General features: G+C 38.7%; 10 protein-coding genes and 1 pseudogene. 4 read left to right on the top strand and 7 right to left on the bottom strand.

What is annotated here, in order from left to right; translation table 11 throughout:
• The first annotated feature begins 2 nt into the window (after window positions 1-2).
• The gene (locus GQR87_RS13760) at window positions 3-2,792 is read left to right on the top strand and encodes a nitrate reductase (RefSeq protein ID WP_158970247.1); all 2,790 of its coding nucleotides are present in this window, start codon (window positions 3-5) and stop codon (window positions 2,790-2,792) included.
• A gap of 177 nt (window positions 2,793-2,969) precedes the next feature.
• On the opposite strand, the pseudogene GQR87_RS13755 reads toward GQR87_RS13760, so the two are convergent.
• Window positions 2,970-4,174: pseudogene (locus GQR87_RS13755) on the bottom strand (IS256 family transposase).
• Between the two features lie 185 nt (window positions 4,175-4,359).
• Between GQR87_RS13755 and GQR87_RS13750 the strand changes: the two are divergent.
• Together GQR87_RS13750 and GQR87_RS13745 are read left to right on the top strand one after the other, a co-directional pair.
• A protein-coding gene (locus tag GQR87_RS13750; RefSeq protein WP_158970245.1) for an IS630 family transposase occupies window positions 4,360-5,395 on the top strand; the annotation gives its coding sequence in 2 pieces (ribosomal slippage) (window positions 4,360-4,818 and window positions 4,820-5,395; 1,035 coding nt in all).
• Window positions 5,396-5,446: 51 nt separating this feature from the next.
• The gene (locus tag GQR87_RS13745) at window positions 5,447-6,505 is read left to right on the top strand and encodes a cupin-like domain-containing protein (protein WP_158970243.1); all 1,059 of its coding nucleotides are present in this window, start codon (window positions 5,447-5,449) and stop codon (window positions 6,503-6,505) included.
• A 50-nt stretch (window positions 6,506-6,555) separates the two neighbouring features.
• Here the strand turns inward: GQR87_RS13745 and GQR87_RS13740 are convergent, their stop codons facing one another.
• A complete protein-coding gene (locus GQR87_RS13740; protein ID WP_158970241.1) occupies window positions 6,556-8,112 on the bottom strand; it encodes an EAL domain-containing protein in 1,557 nt (518 codons plus the stop codon).
• Window positions 8,113-8,209: 97 nt separating this feature from the next.
• A complete protein-coding gene (locus GQR87_RS13735; RefSeq protein ID WP_158970239.1) occupies window positions 8,210-9,211 on the bottom strand; it encodes a DUF3500 domain-containing protein in 1,002 nt (333 codons plus the stop codon).
• Between the two features lie 266 nt (window positions 9,212-9,477).
• Here GQR87_RS13735 and GQR87_RS13730 point away from each other — a divergent pair, with 266 nt between their 5' ends.
• Window positions 9,478-11,130 (top strand): sulfatase, encoded by a 1,653-nt coding sequence (locus tag GQR87_RS13730; protein ID WP_233267267.1) that lies wholly within the window; start codon window positions 9,478-9,480, stop codon window positions 11,128-11,130.
• Window positions 11,131-11,212: 82 nt separating this feature from the next.
• Here GQR87_RS13730 and GQR87_RS13725 read toward each other — a convergent pair whose 3' ends face one another.
• The 4 genes from GQR87_RS13725 to GQR87_RS13710 all read right to left on the bottom strand — a co-directional run bounded on the left by GQR87_RS13725 (window position 11,213) and on the right by GQR87_RS13710 (window position 19,712).
• The gene (locus tag GQR87_RS13725) at window positions 11,213-11,881 is read right to left on the bottom strand and encodes an RluA family pseudouridine synthase (RefSeq protein WP_158970237.1); all 669 of its coding nucleotides are present in this window, start codon (window positions 11,879-11,881) and stop codon (window positions 11,213-11,215) included.
• Between the two features lie 88 nt (window positions 11,882-11,969).
• Window positions 11,970-13,451, bottom strand: a complete 1,482-nt coding sequence (locus tag GQR87_RS13720; protein WP_158970235.1) for a tryptophan halogenase family protein — start codon at window positions 13,449-13,451, stop codon at window positions 11,970-11,972.
• A 115-nt stretch (window positions 13,452-13,566) separates the two neighbouring features.
• Window positions 13,567-16,107: a hypothetical protein gene (locus tag GQR87_RS13715; protein WP_158970233.1), complete on the bottom strand. Its 2,541-nt coding sequence runs from the start codon at window positions 16,105-16,107 to the stop codon at window positions 13,567-13,569.
• A 17-nt stretch (window positions 16,108-16,124) separates the two neighbouring features.
• Window positions 16,125-19,712 (bottom strand): TonB-dependent receptor, encoded by a 3,588-nt coding sequence (locus GQR87_RS13710; RefSeq protein ID WP_158970231.1) that lies wholly within the window; start codon window positions 19,710-19,712, stop codon window positions 16,125-16,127.
• Window positions 19,713-20,194 lie beyond the last annotated feature (482 nt).

Raw genomic sequence — 20,194 nt, 5'->3', positions numbered from 1 at the left:
ATATGGGTATTATCAGCACAACTGCTGAGAAAAACATAGAGAACACCAAACTAGCTTGTCAGCCCTCTTTAGTGAACACAAGCTGCCCATACTGTGGTGTAGGTTGTGGTGTGGAAGTGTCGGTTGATGAAAATCGCCAACTGACTGCTTTACAAGGCAGTTCAGATCATCCGGCTAATTTTGGTCGCCTGTGTGTTAAAGGCAGTAAATTATTAGAAACCAATTCGATAAATGGCCGTTTACTCGTGCCCACTGTCAATGGTGAAAAATCGACTTGGAGTCAGGCTGTAACAACAGTTGCGGATAAGTTTAAACAAGTCATTGCTGAGCACGGCCCTGATTCTGTGGCTTTTTATGTGTCGGGGCAATTGTTGACTGAAGACTATTATGTGGCCAATAAATTAATGAAAGGCTACATAGGCAGTGCCAACATAGATACCAACTCTAGATTGTGTATGTCTTCAGCCGTCGCCGGTTATAAGCGGGCATTTGGCGCCGATGCCGTGCCTTGTTGTTATGAAGATCTTGAATTAACTGAATTATTAGTTTTAGTGGGTTCAAATGCAGCTTGGACTCATCCCGTTTTATTTCAGCGTATAGAAAGAGCTAAAAAGCTTAATCCTGAAATGAAAGTGATCACTATTGATCCTAGGCGAACGGCTACTTCAGAAATAGCAGAAACTCATTTAGCCATTAAACCCGGTACCGATGTGGCTTTATTTAACGGCTTAATTCACTATTTAGCTAATAATGGAGGACTAGACCCAAGTTATATTGACTCTTTTACCCAAGGCTTTGAACAGGTACTTAACGAGTCAAATAGTTGGACTTTGGAGCAGGTCGCCGATACATGTGATATTCAAAAAGCAGAGATCCTTAAATTTTATCAACTTTTTAGCCAAACAGATAAAGTCGTCACCGCATACTGTATGGGGGTGAATCAATCGACATCTGGTACCGATAAGGCCAACAGTATTATCAATGCTCATTTGGCCACAGGTAAAATAGGCCATGAAGGTTGTGGACCTTTCTCATTGACAGGGCAACCTAATGCTATGGGAGGCCGAGAAGTAGGGGGATTAGCCAATATGTTGGCTAATCATATGGATATTGAAAATGCTCAGCATAGACAAATTGTACAGGATTATTGGCAGTCACCGACTATAGCGAATAAAGCCGGCCTTAAAGCCGTAGATATGTTTGATGATATTGACACTGGCAAAGTCAAAGCGGTTTGGATTATGGCCACCAATCCAATGGTCAGTATGCCTAATCGTCAAAAAATCGCGGCGGCACTACAAAAGTGTGAGTTAGTGGTGGTGTCTGATTGTGTGGATAAAAACGACACACTGGCCTTTGCTGATGTGACCTTTCCGGCAACGGGCTGGTCTGAAAAAGACGGCATGGTGACCAACTCTGAACGCAGAATGTCACGACAAAGAGGCATGTTAGCCCCCAGTGGTGAAGCCAAACATGATTGGCAAATTATTTGTGAAGTAGCAAAATCCATGGGACATTCTCAGGGGTTTGAGTTTACTCATCCAAGTGAAATATTTGCCGAATATGTGGGCTTAAGTGCAGCCGAAAATAATGGTACTAGAGATTTAGATTTATCAGGTTTGATGGCCATGTCGTTACCAGAGTACGACAGGTTTAAACCTATTCAATGGCCAGTTAATAAACAGGCTCCAGATGGGACTAAACGTTTATTCACCGACGGCAAGTTTTATACAAAAAGTGGTAAAGCCCAGTTTGTATTGACTGAGTACACCCCTCCAGAACAGCTGACTACGGATGAATTTCCCTTTGTGTTAAACAGTGGCCGTATTCGTGATCAATGGCACACTATGACACGTACCGGCAAAACGTCCGAACTCACCTCTCATGTCAGTCGTCCATTTTTAGCGATACATCCAGAAGATGGGGCAAAGTTAGAGTTGAATGATAATGACTATGTCAACTTAACGGCTGAACATTTAAGTGATGAGCAGTCAAATGTATGCCTATCAGTGGTACTGGATGATAAGCAGCGCAAGGGCGAAGTGTTTGCACCGATTCATTGGAGTGCCACTAATAGCTCTAGCTCAAATATTACTGCTTTATATACAGATGCCAATGATAAGGTATCTGGTCAGCCTGAGTTAAAGCATGGGGCGGTAGCCTTAAGTAAAATGAGCTACCCATTACAAGGGCAGATCTTTGTAAAGCAGCCATTGGCGGTAGAATTGCTAAGAGAGAAGTTTAACTATTTTGTTACTAGCCCCGTTGAACAAGGCACATGGATCTATTTTGCTACCGAACATAGCGAAGCCGAAGTGAAGTTATGGTTACAACTTAATTTACCTTTATATGATGAGTGGGTGAGTGTGACAGGCGGTGAGATAGCCAGTACCTTTGCCTTAAGAGAAGGAAGGTTGTCATTAAGTGTGTTTATGGCCGAGGGTTTTCTCGATGTTGACACGACTTGGATAAATAGTTTATTTGCAGGCGGTGAAGTCAGTCTTGAACAAATCCATGGTTTATTGAACTTACAGCCTGATGAAGCATTTAAGCAAGGTAAGTTAATTTGCAGTTGTTTTAAAGTAGGTGAAAACAGCATCATTGATGCCATTCAACAAGGTTGTGATTCAGTTGATAAATTAGGTAAACAACTTAAATGTGGGACTAATTGTGGTTCATGTAAATCTGAATTAAGTCAGTTGGTAAATCAATACAAAAGTTTATCCGTCACTACTCCCTCTAAAGACCCAGAATTGTTGGACATAATGATCCCGGTTGCAGAAATCGATTAAAAACTTAGAAATAGGCGCTGACTATAAAGTTACTAATAATGACAAGTAATATCAGTCTTTATTGTGATCTAGGAAAATGTAAATAGATAGTCTGTTAAGTAAAGCCAGATATTAAAAAATATTAACTGTTTTTATACAAGCGTGAGGATGTAACAGATTCTGTGTAACTGCCATTAGTTAAATATGTCCTTCGAGTCTAGACTCGAACTCAATCATAAATCGGATCATTGCCTGACGCCAGTTTTGGATCGGCATGGTCCATTTTTTAGATGCATCCATAATAGCCAGGTACACCATTTTCTTAGCTGAATCATCATTGGGAAATACTTTCCGCTTCTTCAACGCTTTTCGAATGACGCTGTTAAGTGATTCGATTGCATTAGTGGTGTAAATTACTTTACGTATATCGCTAGGGTACTTAAATATTGTATTGAGATTGTGCCAATTAGCATGCCACGACTTGCTGATTTGTGGATATTTGTCATCCCAGGTTTCGCCAAAACGCTGCAGCTCAAGTAAGGCTTCATCCTCAGTGTTGGCTTGGTAAACCTTTTTCAGTTCAGTGGTCACGATTTTGTAATCTTTCCAAGGCACAAACCTTAACGAATTACGCACCATATGTACGATACAGAGCTGAACCTGTGTTTGAGGGAACACTGCATTTATGGCCTCTGGAAAGCCTTTTAGGCCATCGACACAAGCGATAAAGATATCTTTTACTCCACGGGTTTGTAATTCCGTGAGGACGTTTAACCAGAACTTGGCTCCCTCGTTCTCAGCTATCCACATGCCCAACAAGGTTTTGTGCCCGTCTAGATTGATACCCAAGGCTAAGAAGATAGATTATTCATCACCCTATTATCTTGGCGTACTTTAATGACAATGCAGTCCATATAAACGATTGGATAAACGGTATCCAGTGGCCGAGCCTGCCATTCAGTGATTTCGTCAATGACGGCATTGGTGACTCTTGATACCAAGGTGGGAGATATTTCTGCACCGTACCATTCATCAAATGCTTCGACAATTTCACGGGTACTCATGCCTTTAGCGTATAACCATAGGATTTTTTCATCCATTGAGGTAAAACGAGTTTGTTGTTTTTTGACAAGCTGAGGCGCAAAAGAGCCATCTCTATCACGAGGAGTATCAAGCTCAAACTCACCGTCCTCGGTCTTTATGCGCTTACTAGTTTTACCATTACGGCTATTGCTGACAGCTGATTTTTCATGTTTGCCATAGCCTAAATGCTCATCCATCTCCGCATTCAATGCTGCTTCGACCGTGATTTTTTTGAGCATCTGACTAAACTCATTTAAATCTTGAGGGGTTTTAATACCTTTCGCTGCTTCTTTAGCAAACGCTTCTAATTCTTTATTCATTTTCATTGCCTATCCTTAAACTCTGCTTAGAGTAAATTATGATAGGCAGTTACACAAAGTATGTTACAGGCTCCAAAGCGTAGTTTAAATAAACTTACAATAGGAGGGTATGTAATTTATAGTTATACCATTTTCACTAAGTTTGTGATCTAATTGAGTTATGTATTCTTATCTTAATTCTTCTCATGCATAGCTTAAAAAATATCGATTTTTCGACACTCATAGCGAAGGAAAAAAATGCTCGGATGCGAGTCAGATTAATGGCCCTTTCACATATTCAACAAGGCGTTAATCGCACGCAAGCGGCTCGGTATCTGCACGTCAGCCGTAGAATGGTGAATGAGTGGGTGAAGCGCTTCAACCAAGATGGTTTGGACGGATTAAAGGAAAAGCCGCGCTCTGGTCGGCCTTGTGCTTTATCAGCTGAGCAACTGCAGACGTTGAAAATTTACATTGAGTCTCATGCCATAAAACCTGATGGTGGAAGGCTCAAAGGCACACTCATCATTGACTATGTGAAGCAAGAATTTGATATTACCTATGGCCTGACTAACATATATCGTCTACTGCATCAGCTAGGGTTTTCTTGGATAACCAGTCGCTCTAAGCACCCTAAGCAGTCCCAAGAAGCTCAAGACGAGTTTAAAAAAACTGCAGATTGAAACGATCAAATTGATCCCAGGCCATGTCACACTGGATAAAGTCGATATTTGGTTTCAAGATGAGGCTAGAATAGGTCAACAGAACACCACTACACGTTTATGGGCGAACAAAGGTAGTCGCCCTAGAGCGGTCAAGCAACAACAGTTTGAGTATGCGCATTTATTTGGGGCTGTATGCCCAGCGACAGGTGAAACAGAAGCCTTGATAACCCCTGTGGTGAACAAAGACATTATGAGACAACATTTACAATTAATATCAAATCGCACACAACTGGATCGCTATGCAGTAGTGATTATGGATGGTGCGGGTTGGCATACAGACGATATTGCGCATGACCTAGATAACGTGAGTATCATCAAGCTTCCGCCCTATTCTCCAGAGCTAAACCCAATCGAGCAGGTATGGCAATGGCTTAGGCAAAATGAGTTGGCCAATCAATGCTTTGATAGCTATGAGGATATTGTCATACAATGCAGTCGGGCATGGAATAACTTTATCAGCGATAAAGAAAAGGTTATCAAATTGTGCGCCAGAAATTGGGCACAGGTGGGAAATTAATTATCGTGATTGGTATTAGATGTTTAATCAGAATTCAATAAAGGGGCGAGGGTGCAAAAAGTTCAAGAATATGATTTATCGCTAACGGCTACTACGGCTAATGAAATTATTACAGGTTCACATAAACCTGTTGTTTTGAAAAACTTTGTCAGCAATTGGTTATCGGTCAAAGAAGCAAATAAATCTGAGCAATGCTTGTATGATTATTTACTCAAATTATCTGCAGGAGGGACAAACGGAATAGAGGCGTTTGAAGCTCCAGAAGATACTCATGGCCGTTATTTTTTTGGCGAATCATTTGAAGATTTTAACTTCAATAAAGTTGATTATTCCTTTTCTAATTTTTTACAACGAATAAGTCATATTGCCCAATCGAAATCTGACAACGCGTCCATTTATGCTGGAGGCGTTGTATTGTCTGAGCATTTAAGTGATTTTGCTAAAGATAACACACTTGAGTTTGATTTTGGCCGTGACGTTTCACCAAGAATGTGGCTGGGGAATTCATCCGTTATCTCTACACATTTTGATACTACCGATAATATAGCTTGTTTAATTAGTGGTAAAAGAACCTTTACTTTATTTCCAACAGAACAAGTTAAAAATCTTTATCCTGCTCCATTTAATCACACTATAGCAGGTGCAGCCGTGAGTATGGTAGATATCACATCTCCAGATTTTGACAAACATCCACGGTATCAAGAAGCTTTAGATAATGCATATGTGGCTGAATTGGAGCCTGGAGACGCAATCTATATTCCGAACCTTTGGTGGCACAATGTTCGTTCAGAGGGGGATTTGTGTATGCTGGTCAATTATTTTTGGACTGCTGATACTAGAAAGTTAGAGTCTCCAATGAATTTTTTGTATCATGGTTTGTATACGTTATCTCACCTTTCTGAGGAAGAAAAGTCAGCTTGGAAAGCACTGGTAGATCATTTTGTATTTAAAATTAATGGTGAACCGATGAGCCATCTACCTACAGATAAACAAGGGATATTTGGAACTGTTACACCGGATCATGCATACGATATCCGAGATTATGTATTAAGAGAAATGGGTTTTGATTTTGATTTTGTGACAAAAGGAAAATATTCCAAATCCAAATGATTTTTAATATTCATATGTAATGGCTCTTATCTTTTAACTAAAGAGCCTAATTATTCACCTTTATCATTAGTAAATCGATAGTCACTATTGTCTGTTAGATATTTTTGAAATTCGCTAAAGGGTAGGGCTTTGGCGAAGTACCAGCCTTGGCCATATTTGATATTCATTTTTAATAATTCGTTTACTTGTAATTTATTTTCCACGCCTTCCGCCACTATTTCTGCCTTTAATTTTTCGGCAATAGAAATAATCGTTGGAATAAAAGTGGAACGAATTGAGCCCGTTTCAATCTCGTCGACAAAAGATTTATCTATTTTTAATGTATCTATATCTAACAATTTTAATTGGGATAAATTGGAGTAACCTGTACCAAAATCATCAATAGAAATTTGTATGTTAGTAGCTGAAAGTGCCTCTAATGTATTACTTACTTGATTAAAATGTAATTTTTCATCTTCGGTGACTTCAAAACAAACTTGCAGGTCGGCTGGTATGTTTTCGAGTAATGTTAGCGCTTTCAGAATATCTTGGTTATTGATGTCTTTAGGAAAAACGTTAATAGACAAATAAAAGGGGGCACCGTCTGTTTGTATATGGCTAAAATCTTTAATAGCTGCGCGAATGAAATATTCTGTCATGGGCCAAGACAGGTTGAGTTCGCTCACGACTGGGATAAATTTATCTGGGTATAGTGGCCCCATTTTATCTTCAAAACGAGCAAGTAATTCACAGCCTATTACTTTCCCCGTTTTTAATTCGACTATGGCTTGATAATGAGGGATAAAACGATTTGCAGGCAAACCTGAAATAATCCTTCTATTCATACTACGTAAGTAGTTAATGTACTTATCATAAATATATAAAACTGTGATGCCGGTAAACACAGATACTATGAACAAGATTATCAGCAGAGTACTGAATTTTAGTTCGGTAAAGTTTTGTTGCTTTATCGCGATACAAATTTTACCGCTAGGATCACAAAACTCTAACGCATGTGAAAAAATGCCAATGTAAAAGTGTTTTATATCATTTGATGCTTTAGCTTGAAAAATACCTTGCTCACCATGCAGGTGTATATAATTGTCTTTCTTTTTGGCAACAATTTGATAATGATTAAAGGTTTTGTATTCATCTAATAAGCCGTTAAAGGAAAGCACAATATTGTATTTATCTTTACGAATTAATACCCCTTTAACAGACTGGTCTAGTGTTTCTAAGGTATGACCAAACCAAAACTTGTGACCTTGATGAAAGAAGTGATGTTGTCGTTCTTTGACTGGGTTTGTGAGTATGCCTGCGCCTGTGGTACAAATTAACGTATCTTCTATGAAAAAACCTATATCCCTAATATCATTTGATTTAAATTGCGCCTTGCGCATTTGTAATAAATTTTCTTCAGAACATGTATTCAAGCCCAATTGATTTAGTTGATTAATTACCGCGAAGCCGGTAGAAGCACTATTTAATAAGTCTTGAAAAATTTTGTCGCCTTCTTCTGCCATTTTGTTTTGTAAAACATGTGAATATATGAAAAAAAGCAAACATAAACTTGAACCAATTCCAGTTAGGCAGGCTAAAAATTTGTGGAATAAGTCAGTCTTTACCATTAAAAAACCTCATTAGGTAAGGGAGTATAAAACAAGGCTACTCTATTACACATTCTGAGAGGTTGAAACCGCTAGATTGCATATGTTAAAGATATTTTTAATGTTGATGACTTGTATGGTGTTCTTTGAGAATATCCCGGCCAAAATCGCCTTTAAAGTCTCGCCAAACTGTGTGGATATGATTACCATTTTGCTGCACGTTGTCGTATTCAATTAAAAAAGTGTCTCCTTGGATACGATAATAATGTTTATTATCGACTTGCGTGCTGCCAGCCCAAGCAAATTGTAAGCTGTTAAGTGATTGTTTTTGGATATTCTGATAACGGCTTAGGGCGATATTTTCAGGCATATTGTCTAAATATACAGAAATTAATTTTAACATCAGTTGTTTCTGCGCGGAGTTGAGGTCTTGATAGAAAATACCTTTATTTTCTAGCGGGCTGACAACGCTTTTATTTTTGGTCAGAATATCGCCATATGCTTTATCTGAAATAATAGCTAATGTTTGTTGCTTAGCCGACAGACTGTTAATTAATTCTCGCCCAAGATCTTCTTCTTTTTGCAGGACTCTTAATCCTTGTTTTTCGCCAGTCGCCACTTTAGCTGGGTTGGCTCCCCAAAAGTTTGGTGTGACTGCTGATAAATTACCATCTTTAATTGTGAAATTTAGGGATAGATGATGGCCTTCAAAACGCCAGCCCCATATAGCGTCTTGGCTTGGTTTACCAAATATACTTATGTAGTACAATTCATCGTCTCGAAAAGCTTTACCACTTAATAAAAATAATACTTGTTCGAGACCAATTATGTTTGTTGCTTTTTGATAACCCTGTTTACTTAAACTGAGATGTAAAATAGCTAAGCCCTGTTGTTTTTGCTGTTCATTTAATTGTTTTAGCGGAATGCCTTTTCTGGCGGCAGGAACAAACTTCCAATCGAACCTTTGTTCATCAGAATATTTAAAGATAGCTGTAGATTTTTGCATAGGGGACAGAGAGTCGACAAATTCTTGTGCTGAGTTATTTATTTGACTGGCACTGACTAATGTAGAAATAGCGTAAAACAAAAAAGAAAATAGAATGATAGTTGATTGAGTCATTTGTAATGATAGTTAACTAAAGTATGCGTCATACTAGCTGCAATCTCAGTATATTTATAGTGTTATGGTTTTGTTAAAAAAGAGTGGGGTCGAACGTTAACAATTAATGTTTTCTTGTTTTAAATTTTACCATTGTAAGTCATTGGTTTTATTAGGATTGGCAATTATTAACAAAATCATTGTTATCATATATAAAAAGTAGTGTTTGTATTTCAAGGTTATAATCGATTACACTTGTTCAGAATTGTGACAATATGGAAAATATAATGAATAAAACGTTAAAAATATTGAGTAGTTACACCTCAATCAGTTTGCTTAGTTTGTTCTTGGTTGGTTGTGGGCAAGATAGTACAGCTACAAAATCAGCTGTCAAAGATGTCGTCAAACAAGAAAAGAAACCTTATAACATTCTTTACATCATGACAGATGATCACGCTGCACAAGCCATAGGTACTTATGGTAGTCGTTTAGCCAAATTAAACCCTACACCTAATCTTGATAAATTAGCCAGTGAAGGCATGGTGTTTGAAAATGCGTTTGTTACTAACTCTATCTGCAGTCCAAGTCGTGCCACAATCTTGACTGGGCAATATAGTCAAACTAATGGAGTACAAGATTTAAAAGGTGGCATTGGTAAAGACCAACAATATTTACCTACTGAAATGAAAAAAGCCGGTTATGAAACGGCTATTGTAGGTAAATGGCATTTAAAACAAGAACCTGGTGCTTTTGATTATTACCAAGTGTTACCTGGTCAAGGGCATTACTTTGATCCTGACTTTAGAGTACAAGGTGATAAACCATGGCCAAATAATACCACTGAATATAAAGGCCACTCTTCAGACATAATTACTGATATCTCGATAAATTGGTTAAAAAATCGTAAATCTGATAAACCATTCTTCTTAATGCATCAGTTTAAAGCGCCTCATGATTATTTTGAATATGCCCCTCGTTATAATGATTATTTAGCTGATGTGACTATTCCAGAGCCAGTAGATTTATACGGTGTACCGGATACCTTTGGCTCAAAAGCGACCCGCGGTGAAAATGATTCATTAATTCATGAAATTGGTACCTCTATATCCAAACGTAATCCAAGACGTAACTATGGTCAGTATTATAAAATTGATCAAAGTTTGCCTGATGATGAATACACACACCAAGCTTATCAAGAATATGTAAAAGGCTATTTACGTTGTATTAAAGGTGTAGATGACAATATTGCCCGTTTAATTCAAAGCTTAAAAGATCAAGGTTTATACGACAACACCATCATTGTTTATACCTCTGACCAAGGCATGATGTTAGGTGAACATGATTATCAAGATAAACGTTGGATATGGGATGAATCTATTCAAATGCCGTTTATTGTTAGACACCCAGGCATCGACAATGCGGGTCAACGTAGTGATTTATTGATTAATAACACTGATTACGCACCATTTTTGCTAGATTTGGTAGGACAAGAAACACCTGAATATATGCATGGCCGTAGTTTTACCCCTGCACTTAAAGGTGAAACGCCTGACAACTGGCGTACTGCTACTTTTTATCGTTATTGGACGCATCGTATGTATCATGAAGTTCCGGCGCATACAGGCTTACGTAGTAAAGATTATAAGTTGATATTTTTCTATGGTGATAACTACCGTGAAAAACAATTTCCATTTTACGATCAGAAGTGGGTTAAAAAGACAGGTCTTGAGCCAAACAAAATACCTACACCAGCAGGCTGGGAACTTTACGATATGAGAAATGACCCTGATGAATTGGTCAATATCTACAATGATCCTAAATACGTGGGTGTGATAAAAGAGCTTAAAACAGAGTTAGTCAGACAGCGAGAGTTGTATAACGAAACTGATGTTAACTATCCAAGAATGGAAGCGATCTTTAATAAACATTTTAATGACTAATAGCTAGTCTGCCAAATGACTAAAAAAGCCCTGAATATTTACATGTTCAGGGCTTTTTTTATTGATGAAAATACAAAGCTAGTTAAAAAGGGCAGGGGCAATCTATTCTCATTGATTGTTGATTTGTTGGGTGTTTAAAACTAATTTTCGAGGCGTGTAATAACAGTCTTGGCGCCATTGCCTGAGTTTGAGCGGTGCCATAAAGATCACAACCTAAAATCGGGTGACCTATGCCTTGGCTATGAATTCTTAATTGATGAGTTCGTCCTGTTAAGGGAGTGAACAATACGCGAGTTCTATCTGGGTTATTGAGGCGTTCAATAACCTGATAATGAGTCGTAGCTACTTTACCCGTTTGAGTACAAATTTTGAGTCTAGGAAAGTTAGCGGGATCTTTTGCTATAGGCATATTTATATGGCCTTCATCATTCACTAAATGACCGTGCAAGATACTGATATATTGTTTTTGGATTAACTTGTCTTGAAATTGTTTGGTTAGATTAGCGTTTGCCGACTTGTGTTTAGCTAATAACAAAAGTCCTGAAGTACCAAAATCTAATCTGTGTACAAGGGTTATGCCTGCAAAATCTTGGATCAAGCGAAAATGTACCGAGTCTTTATTTAACGGGTTTTTACCCGACAAGCTCAGTAAACCACTGGGTTTATTGATCACCAATATATGTTCATCTTCATACAAATATTCAATTTCTTGATGGCATTGTGGCGCGATAAAATTATCTACAACTGACATGTGAGACTTGTATAGTGAGGTATATTTTTATACTAACATGAAGTTTAAGGCCTTTGATTCATTATCAATAGGCCTAGTTTCTGCTTGCTTAGTTTTTTGCAGCGCAATATAGATCGATAAATTTTTGATGAGAGGGCAGGGAGGATGCGCGTTTATATTCAAGTTCTCGCATATCATTCAAAAATTTAAACAGCTCATTGTCACTCATATTATCCACAATAGGATGATAGTTTTGTGGGATTAATCCTTGGCCGATCATGACTTGCATCCAAGAGTCTTCAAATAATTCGTCATTTTTAAGGCATACATGACCCGATTGTTTAAACAATTCAATTCTATGTTTGAGTGAATCAGGCAATTGCATTTCTTGTTGATATTGCCAATAGGGACTGTCTTTTCGTTCGGTGACCACATAATGTAAAATAATAAAGTCGCGAATAGAGTCGATATCCACAGCTGTTTGCTGATTGAATTCGTTTATATCTACTTGGCGTAGTCCATTGACCGGAAATAACTTAAGTAGTCGTATTATTGATTGTTGAATAAGGTGAATGCTGGTTGATTCTAAAGGTTCTAAAAAGCCAGAAGAAAGCCCAATGGCGACACAGTTTTTATTCCAATGCAGTTTACGTGTACCTGTTTTAAAAGCTATTTTTCGTGGTGAGGTAAGTGTTTCGCCTTCAATATTGTTGAGTAGATGCTTTTCGGCATCTGTATCAGACATAAATTTACTACTGTAAATTATGCCATTGCCCACGCGGTGTTGTAAGGGAATTTTCCATTGCCAACCACTATCATGAGCAATAGAGCGGGTATACGGTTTGGGGGATTCAGTTGATTTTGTTTGCACAGCAATAGCACTGTCATTTACTAACCAATGTGACCAATCTTCGAAGGGAGTATTTAGCGCCTCACCAATCAATAACGCCCTTTGACCGGTACAATCTATAAATAAATCGCCTTCAAACTTTTGTCCAGATTCAAGGGTTAAACTTCCAATTTCTCCAGAGTTTTGCAATAAGTCAACGCTGGCTATTTTCCCTTCAACTCTTGAAAAGCTAGTATTTTTTTCACATAACGTTCTTAGGTACGCCGCATATTTTGTTGCATCAATGTGATAGGCATAATTAATACCCTTATTTTTGACTCGAGCGAATTTATCCATTTGCGCCGCCACTTGTTCTACACAAAAGTCCCCAAATTCATGTTTTAAACCGAGTTTTTTACCTCTTAACCAAAAATGTTGGAAATCAGCTGCCCAACATCCTTTGCCAGTTTCACCAAAGGCATGAAAATATTTATGCTCTTTAGTTTTCCAATTTTCGAAGCTAATCCCTAGCTTAAAAGTGCCACCCGTTGCTTTTAAAAGTTCAGCTTCATTGATGTTCAATATTTCATGGAAAAATTGTAGGGTAGGGATAGTAGCTTCGCCTACGCCAACCGTAGCAATTTCGTCAGATTCAATTAATACTACTTGGGTATTTTTAATTAACCGAGACATAGCTACCGCTGTCATCCAGCCTGCTGTACCACCGCCGGCTATTACTACTTTTGTTATATTTTCTTGCACTGTATTCTCTAACTTACTTTAAAATTATAGGTTTATTGTAAAGATTATCTTTGCTAACAAAAAGGCCTAGTGAAAATCACTAGGCCTTTAAATTTAGCTTATCAGAAATCTAAGATTACTGAGGTACTGGGAATAACTTAACGTTATCTATATAGAATGTTTGGTTAGCTGGAATATTAATTTCCACGCGAACTTTTGCATTTTCCCAATCAAACTCTACATCGCTTGCATACTGACTACCGTTCCAATCGGTACCAACAGATTGTGTATTTAAGTGATATGAGTAGGTATTCCAAGCAGTTGCACTTGGTTTAGAAAATGCGCCTTTACGTACCCAGTTACCCGACTCTTCATCTACTATTCTTGCTAGTAGTGGAGAGGGGTCAGCTCCATTTATTCCCGCATAAGTTGGGTTGCGTAAATCAAACTGCAAGATATAACGCATGCCTTTTTTGATCCCACCTTGAATTAGGGTGTTTGAATCCAAATAAAGCACACCACCACCTGCGCCACCTGCTGCTTCAAGTCCATATTGCAGGTCGTCTGAGTTTTGAACTTTATTAGCATCTTCAGTAACCGCTAGGGTTACATCTCCAGATACAGCCCAACCGCCTGCAGTACCAGAGGTAAATACACCATCTGGGACTAAATCGCGAGATTTAGCATATCCGAACTTCACTAAAGAGAAGTTATCGTATGTACCTGTGGCTAAACGATAAGTCACATCGAATGTTGAATCCTGCTGGAAGAACTCGTCAGCGTCCAAATAGGTTAAGGTATGTTCTACCCAATTTGTTGTGCCGCCATTCGGTGATTCTTCGATTTGGAAGCTATCGCTGGTGTCGCCATTTTTATTAAAAGTAACACGTACACCGCCCCAAGCTGTGGTCTGTTTACCGTAGAAGTTGATGTAGTAATCATCACCTTCTTCGATTCTGCCTTGGTCAATACCTGTTTGATCAATTTCAAAGAAGGTACTGTCCGCCGATACGTTCAGACCATACTCACCAACAGCAGCTGCTTCAGCGGCAACGGAGACAACGCCGTCTCCACCCATCCAAGCACTTCCGTCTAGGCTACCTGTTTCAAATCCATTGTGAGCAGGCTCAGCTTTGTGGAAAAGGTTGTGGTTAGCACCAGTTAACGTAATGTTTAATGTATGCTCTTCTGATGTGAACAAACCATCTGTCAACTTATAAGTGTAACTTAATACCTGTTCTTCACCTGGTGCTAAGTTTAAGAACCCGTATGGGTCAACTCTAACCACGTTAGGATTAGACAAATCAACACCATAACCATCACTACCAGCAGTTGCTACAAAATCAACCACTTCCATATTGTCGCCATCCAGGTCAATTGCCCCGGACTGTAAACTAAATACAGAAGTAAATGCTGAAGTTGACATCGATACTTCTGTTGTCGGCTCATTGAACTCCGGCGGATTAACTAAATCTGCACCTTTGATATTCACGAAGAAACTACGGTCAACAGTGTTGTTACCATCTGTAACTTGAAAAGTAAATTCTAAATCTACTTCTTCTCCACGAATTAACAAATCAGCGTAAGGTGCTGGATCTATTTCTACCGTGTACTCTGTCACACCACGTTCTTCTGTCCATCTAGAAACTGAATTTACGTCGTTAAACACACCTGCAGGCATACCAGCTGGACCTGTTATACCAATAATACTTAAACGTTCTACAGCATAATGTGCTGTCTCGTAAATTTCGGTTAAGTCGCCTTTTTTAGCTATTAGCTCTTGAATATCTTCAATATCCTGATCATAAATACCATGTGCAATATTGAATCGAACAGGTGCTGATTTTTCAGAAAGCGATATTGAAATTTCGCTTTGAGGGATGCTTTCACCAGTATCTGGATCAATTACTACCTCATCGCTGTCTATAAACCTTTGAAGGAATACAGGTGCGGCATCTTCACCGTCGATAACAACTTTAATACGTCTATCAATAGTGGATACACCATCTGTCACTTTATAAATAAGGTGAAGCTGGGATGTTTGTCCGTTTATCAAAATAGGTGCAAAGGCAGAGGGTGTTACCATTAATGAGGTTTCTTTGATTTGGAAACCATAAATCACTTCATTGGTAATCGGTAAGTTTTGATACTCACGTATATCTTCTTCTTGTTCAAAGCTGGTATTAACGATATTACCTTCTGCGTCAATTAAGCCCAGTGCCTCTAAAATAGGATTACACATTTCAGGGTAAACTGGTGCTATTGCAACGGTACTTGAACAATTTGGGCCTTCCCACACAAATTGAACATCTTTAACTTGTAAGTTAGACCCGTTGTCAGCATCGGTAATACCCGTTAATAAATCAATTTCAATATGCGCAACAGGTTCAGGGTTTCTTGCATCGTTACTTGGGAAGTCACCTGCACTTTCCTTAAAACGATATTCCCATTCCATCTTGCCATCTGCATTGTCATAGGTAGACGTCATCCACTTAATTACATCATCAGCATAAGCAACAGCGTCGCTATTACCTTCAACTAAAAGAGCAGATGCATCCAAAATAGGGGCAGTTTTATTTTCTATTTTAACAATATCTTTATTATCAGATCCTCCACCGCAACCATATAGTGCGGTCATGATGGCTGGAACTAATAGATTTTTATATTTAAATTTCATTTTAATCATCCTTCACTCTAGAAGTTAACACGTAGGTCTAAACGGTAAGTTCGGCCGCTAAACTGCAATAGCGAAGTTCTGCTTGTATCTGCATCATCATTAAGGGCATTACCCTCGTTAAACAGAATTGAATTGCCTTGCGCATCTACATCACCTAAATCATGTTCACGACTGGTGTAGTAACGTCTTGTTTCTTCGTTAGTCACATTAATGGCTTGGAAAGAAACCCGAATATCGTTCGATATCTGGTAACTCGCCGATAAATCAAGCGTGCCATTACCTTCTTGCCATACTGAACCTTCGTTACTAAAGCGATCCACTAATTCATCAGACTTACCTCGGTAAGCTAAACGAATTTGGTGTCCGTCTTGTTCCCAGAAAACCGTCGCATTGTAACTATGTTTAGGTGTCCATGCTTGTGGAAACTCAGGTAAAATTTTACCTTCTTCAATAGTAGACTCTTGTTCGTCTGTCTTAGACTCTTGGTAGGTATAGTTCATGGTAGTACCTAAACCACTCCAAATTCCCGGTAAGAAATCATAAACTTGTGAATAAGAAAGTTCGATACCGGTAATAGTTGCGCCCACACCGTTAATAGAACGGCGTGCGTCATATCTACCACAGTAATTGATTAAGTCAGAATCATCATAAAACCAATCATTACTTACTTGGTTTACTGCTGCCCTAGCCGGCGCACAAGCTGCATTTCCAATACTTGTAAAACCTGTTGGATTAACAGCAAAATACTCACGGATCTGCTCTTCGCTTATGATCAAGTTACCGGCATCATAATCAGTTAAATCTTTGTCCCGTAAATCATCTACGTATACCACCGACGATTCTTCTTCAATAAAGTCAGACATGTCTTTATTGAATATAGCTACAGATACCATGCTGCTAGGATTAAAGTACCACTCCAAAGATAAATCTAAATTGATAGACTCTTGTGGTAACAACTTAGGGTTGTTTAGTGTAATGTTGGAACCTCGCGTGGATAGACCAGGATCACCCCAAATACCTTCGTTTAATTGGAAGCCTGGTTTTAAACTATCAATTGGCGGACGGGACATGGTTTTTGACACGGCAAAACGGCCAATTAAGTCCTGAGACATTTGATAATTTAGGTTTAAGCTAGGTAAAAATAAATCATAAGTGTTAGTTCCGCGTGTTTTGAAAGTACGTAAACTGTTGTCGATGTTTGCATCAGGATCATCGGTAAAAATATCATTTACCAATGTTGATGGATCACTATGGCGCCAGTTCCACCAAGCGCCACTTTGGCTGGCGTTTTGGGTTGTACGCCAATCAAAACAAGGGTAACCCGCTGGGTCTTGAGGAATACGGGTAGGATTTTCTGGATCAGTTGTTCTATCCCAACCTATGCCGTCAATACGGTTTTCGCGCATTAAGGCTTGTCCGTTGGGGTCATACAAGTTGTCTGTGTTACAACTTTCTAAATTTGGATTACGTAACTCTTTCCACACAAATGGATCGAAGTAACGGTTTAAGTTGGTACTAGCGAATTTAGCTCCTGAACTACCAGAGGTTTCAAGCTCAGTCTTCACATAACGAATACCCACATCACCGGTTAGTTTTCCATCTAGGTATTCAAAATTGGCTTTAAAGTAAGCGGCAGTGTTTTCTAAAATAGCTTGGCGAGTACGAGAGTCATCTACTTCTATGTTGTTGCCATCAATACCGTAAGCCATTTCGATAAGCTTTTGGTCATCAACCATGGTCCAACCATCGGTAATATTGTTACGTGAAATACCGAAAGTAGACATAAAGTTATCTACTGGGAATGTTTCATCAGAAATAAAGTTAGCGGCGCTAATAGTATTGATTCCGTCGCCAGCTACTATACCTTTCAGACCGATAGCGTTTCCTTCTGGGTCATAACGCACCACCACTACTGGCTCTACTGTCGTACGGAATTGACCATTTTGGTCATCAACATATTTATCACGCTCTGACCACTTTGCACCAAACTCAATTTTAGTAATACCAGCAAAATCCATGTCGTAATCAAAATCTACAAACGCGGTCTTCTGAGTGTCTTTTACTTCACGGTCACTTAAGGACATCCAATTCACTGCTTGTGCCGCGATATCGTCTGGGTTAAAGGCTGAACGCCCCATGTTATCGCCATTGTCTTCAGGATCCATCAAAGATGCATAACCATCACCAAAGACCATTTCACATAAACCACTTGTACAATCGTAGCCAGCTGGTTGGATACCTGTATGTGGAGTGCCGAAAGCATCAGCTCGCGCTTTTACTTGTGATTGAACGCCATAGCTGTTTAACAGGTTCATAGACACTGTATTAGTAGGCTCTAAGTGAGTTTCAGAATAGTTTAGGCCAACTTCAACTTTAAAGTCTTCAGTAATGTATTGAGAAATATTTAAGTTGGCTACTTTGTTTACTGTGGTACCGCCACCATTTCGACGTTGCATACCGCCGTCAGCAAAACGGTTAGTGTTCTTAACTAAGTTTCTTGACTCAGTGTCTACTACCCACCAATCTTCTTGCGGATCTGAGTAAGTCGGATAGTTGTCTTCACCACCACCGGCCGAAGTCGGATTGTATATACCTTCTTCGTAATTTGGTAGGTGGTTGTTAGGGCGAATATTGACCCCGTGGTTGGTGTCCACTACATCTTGTTTCGCCCAATTAAGGTTTAAAACGATGTTAGTGTCATCTGTGGGTAGGTATTGTATAGAGGCATCTAATCCCTGACGATTACGCTCGTTAGTGAATAAAGAATACTCGATTCCTTTAGCAGCTAATACGGAGAAATCATTTATGATATTACCGTCTAGATCCCTTGCTACATGTCCAGTAACTACATCATATTCGTTAATACTCATTTGATCGCGACGAATAGATGAGGTTTCATCTACAGCGGTAATCAAAATGCCTAAGGTTTCATCTAACAATTTGTGAGAAAACGTACCTGAAAGCTTATAGTCACCTTTTTCGGAGAATTCATTGTAACGACCTTGCAAGGTTAAACGACGCACATCTTTACTGATGTCTAATGGTTTAACTGTATTAAGTTGAATTGATGCACCTAGTGAACCTTCATCGTGATCAGCACTTGGGGTTTTAACAACATTAATACTAGACAATACGTCAGAAGAGAAAGCACTTAAATCTACCGATTGGTTAAAATCAGCGGTAGTAAGTGTCACACCATTCAAACTAATGACGTTTTGGTTCGGGTTAGCACCACGAACCGTGACCATAGTTCCTTCACCATCTGTACTTTGTACAGATACACCGGTTACCCGTGATAGAGCATCAGCGATGTTTTGGTCGGTAGATTTACCAATGTCTTCGGCAAAAATCGAATCAGAAACGTTTCCGCTTAATCGTTTTTGGGCCATTGATTTTAGTAAGCTGCCTTTAAAGCCAGTTACTTCAATGATCTCTGTTTCATCATCATTTTCATTTATTGTGTCATTGCTTGCGACTTGACTGGTTTTAACACCTGCCACTTCAGCTTCTTGAATTTCGTTTTCAGCCGCATAAGCGACCGAACCACTAGCTAACATAGCTAATGTCAAAGCACTAAGCTTGAACTTCATTCGTGTATTATTCATGTATGCCTCCGAGTAGACGGTTTTAACTCTGATCGCAGCTGACTCTATATTTGCCGTTTTCAGCGTTTCTCTAAATATTGTGTTTTTATGATTTAATTATTTTAAATTCAAAACTAATTTATCGTATATAAATATCACCTAGTTGATTATAGCTAAAGTAGCGTAAAACAATTTATCAGCATAGGAGATTGTTAACAATATTGATAAGTGTTAATTAAGTCAACAATTCTTTTACAAAAATACGTATGTTAATGATTGTAAGGAACACAGCAATACACTCTTAAGCTGCTTGTATTTAGTTTGTTTTAATGTTTTTTTTACCTTTTTATAGCATTCTGTGTTTACAGTGAAATAATACTAAATAACATTGTTAATATTGATTTGCCTGTAAATTTAACTTTTTAAACACGCACCTTTGGTTGTTTTTTATGCGTGCTGGCATGCTGTTATAGGCAAGATGCCGTTGATTGGTGAAATAGTCA

This window comes from Paraglaciecola sp. L3A3 (assembly GCF_009796765.1).
Lineage (GTDB): Bacteria > Pseudomonadota > Gammaproteobacteria > Enterobacterales > Alteromonadaceae > Paraglaciecola.
Note: the sequence above shows the minus strand (reverse complement) of the source record. Positions and strands in the feature narration are given on the sequence as shown.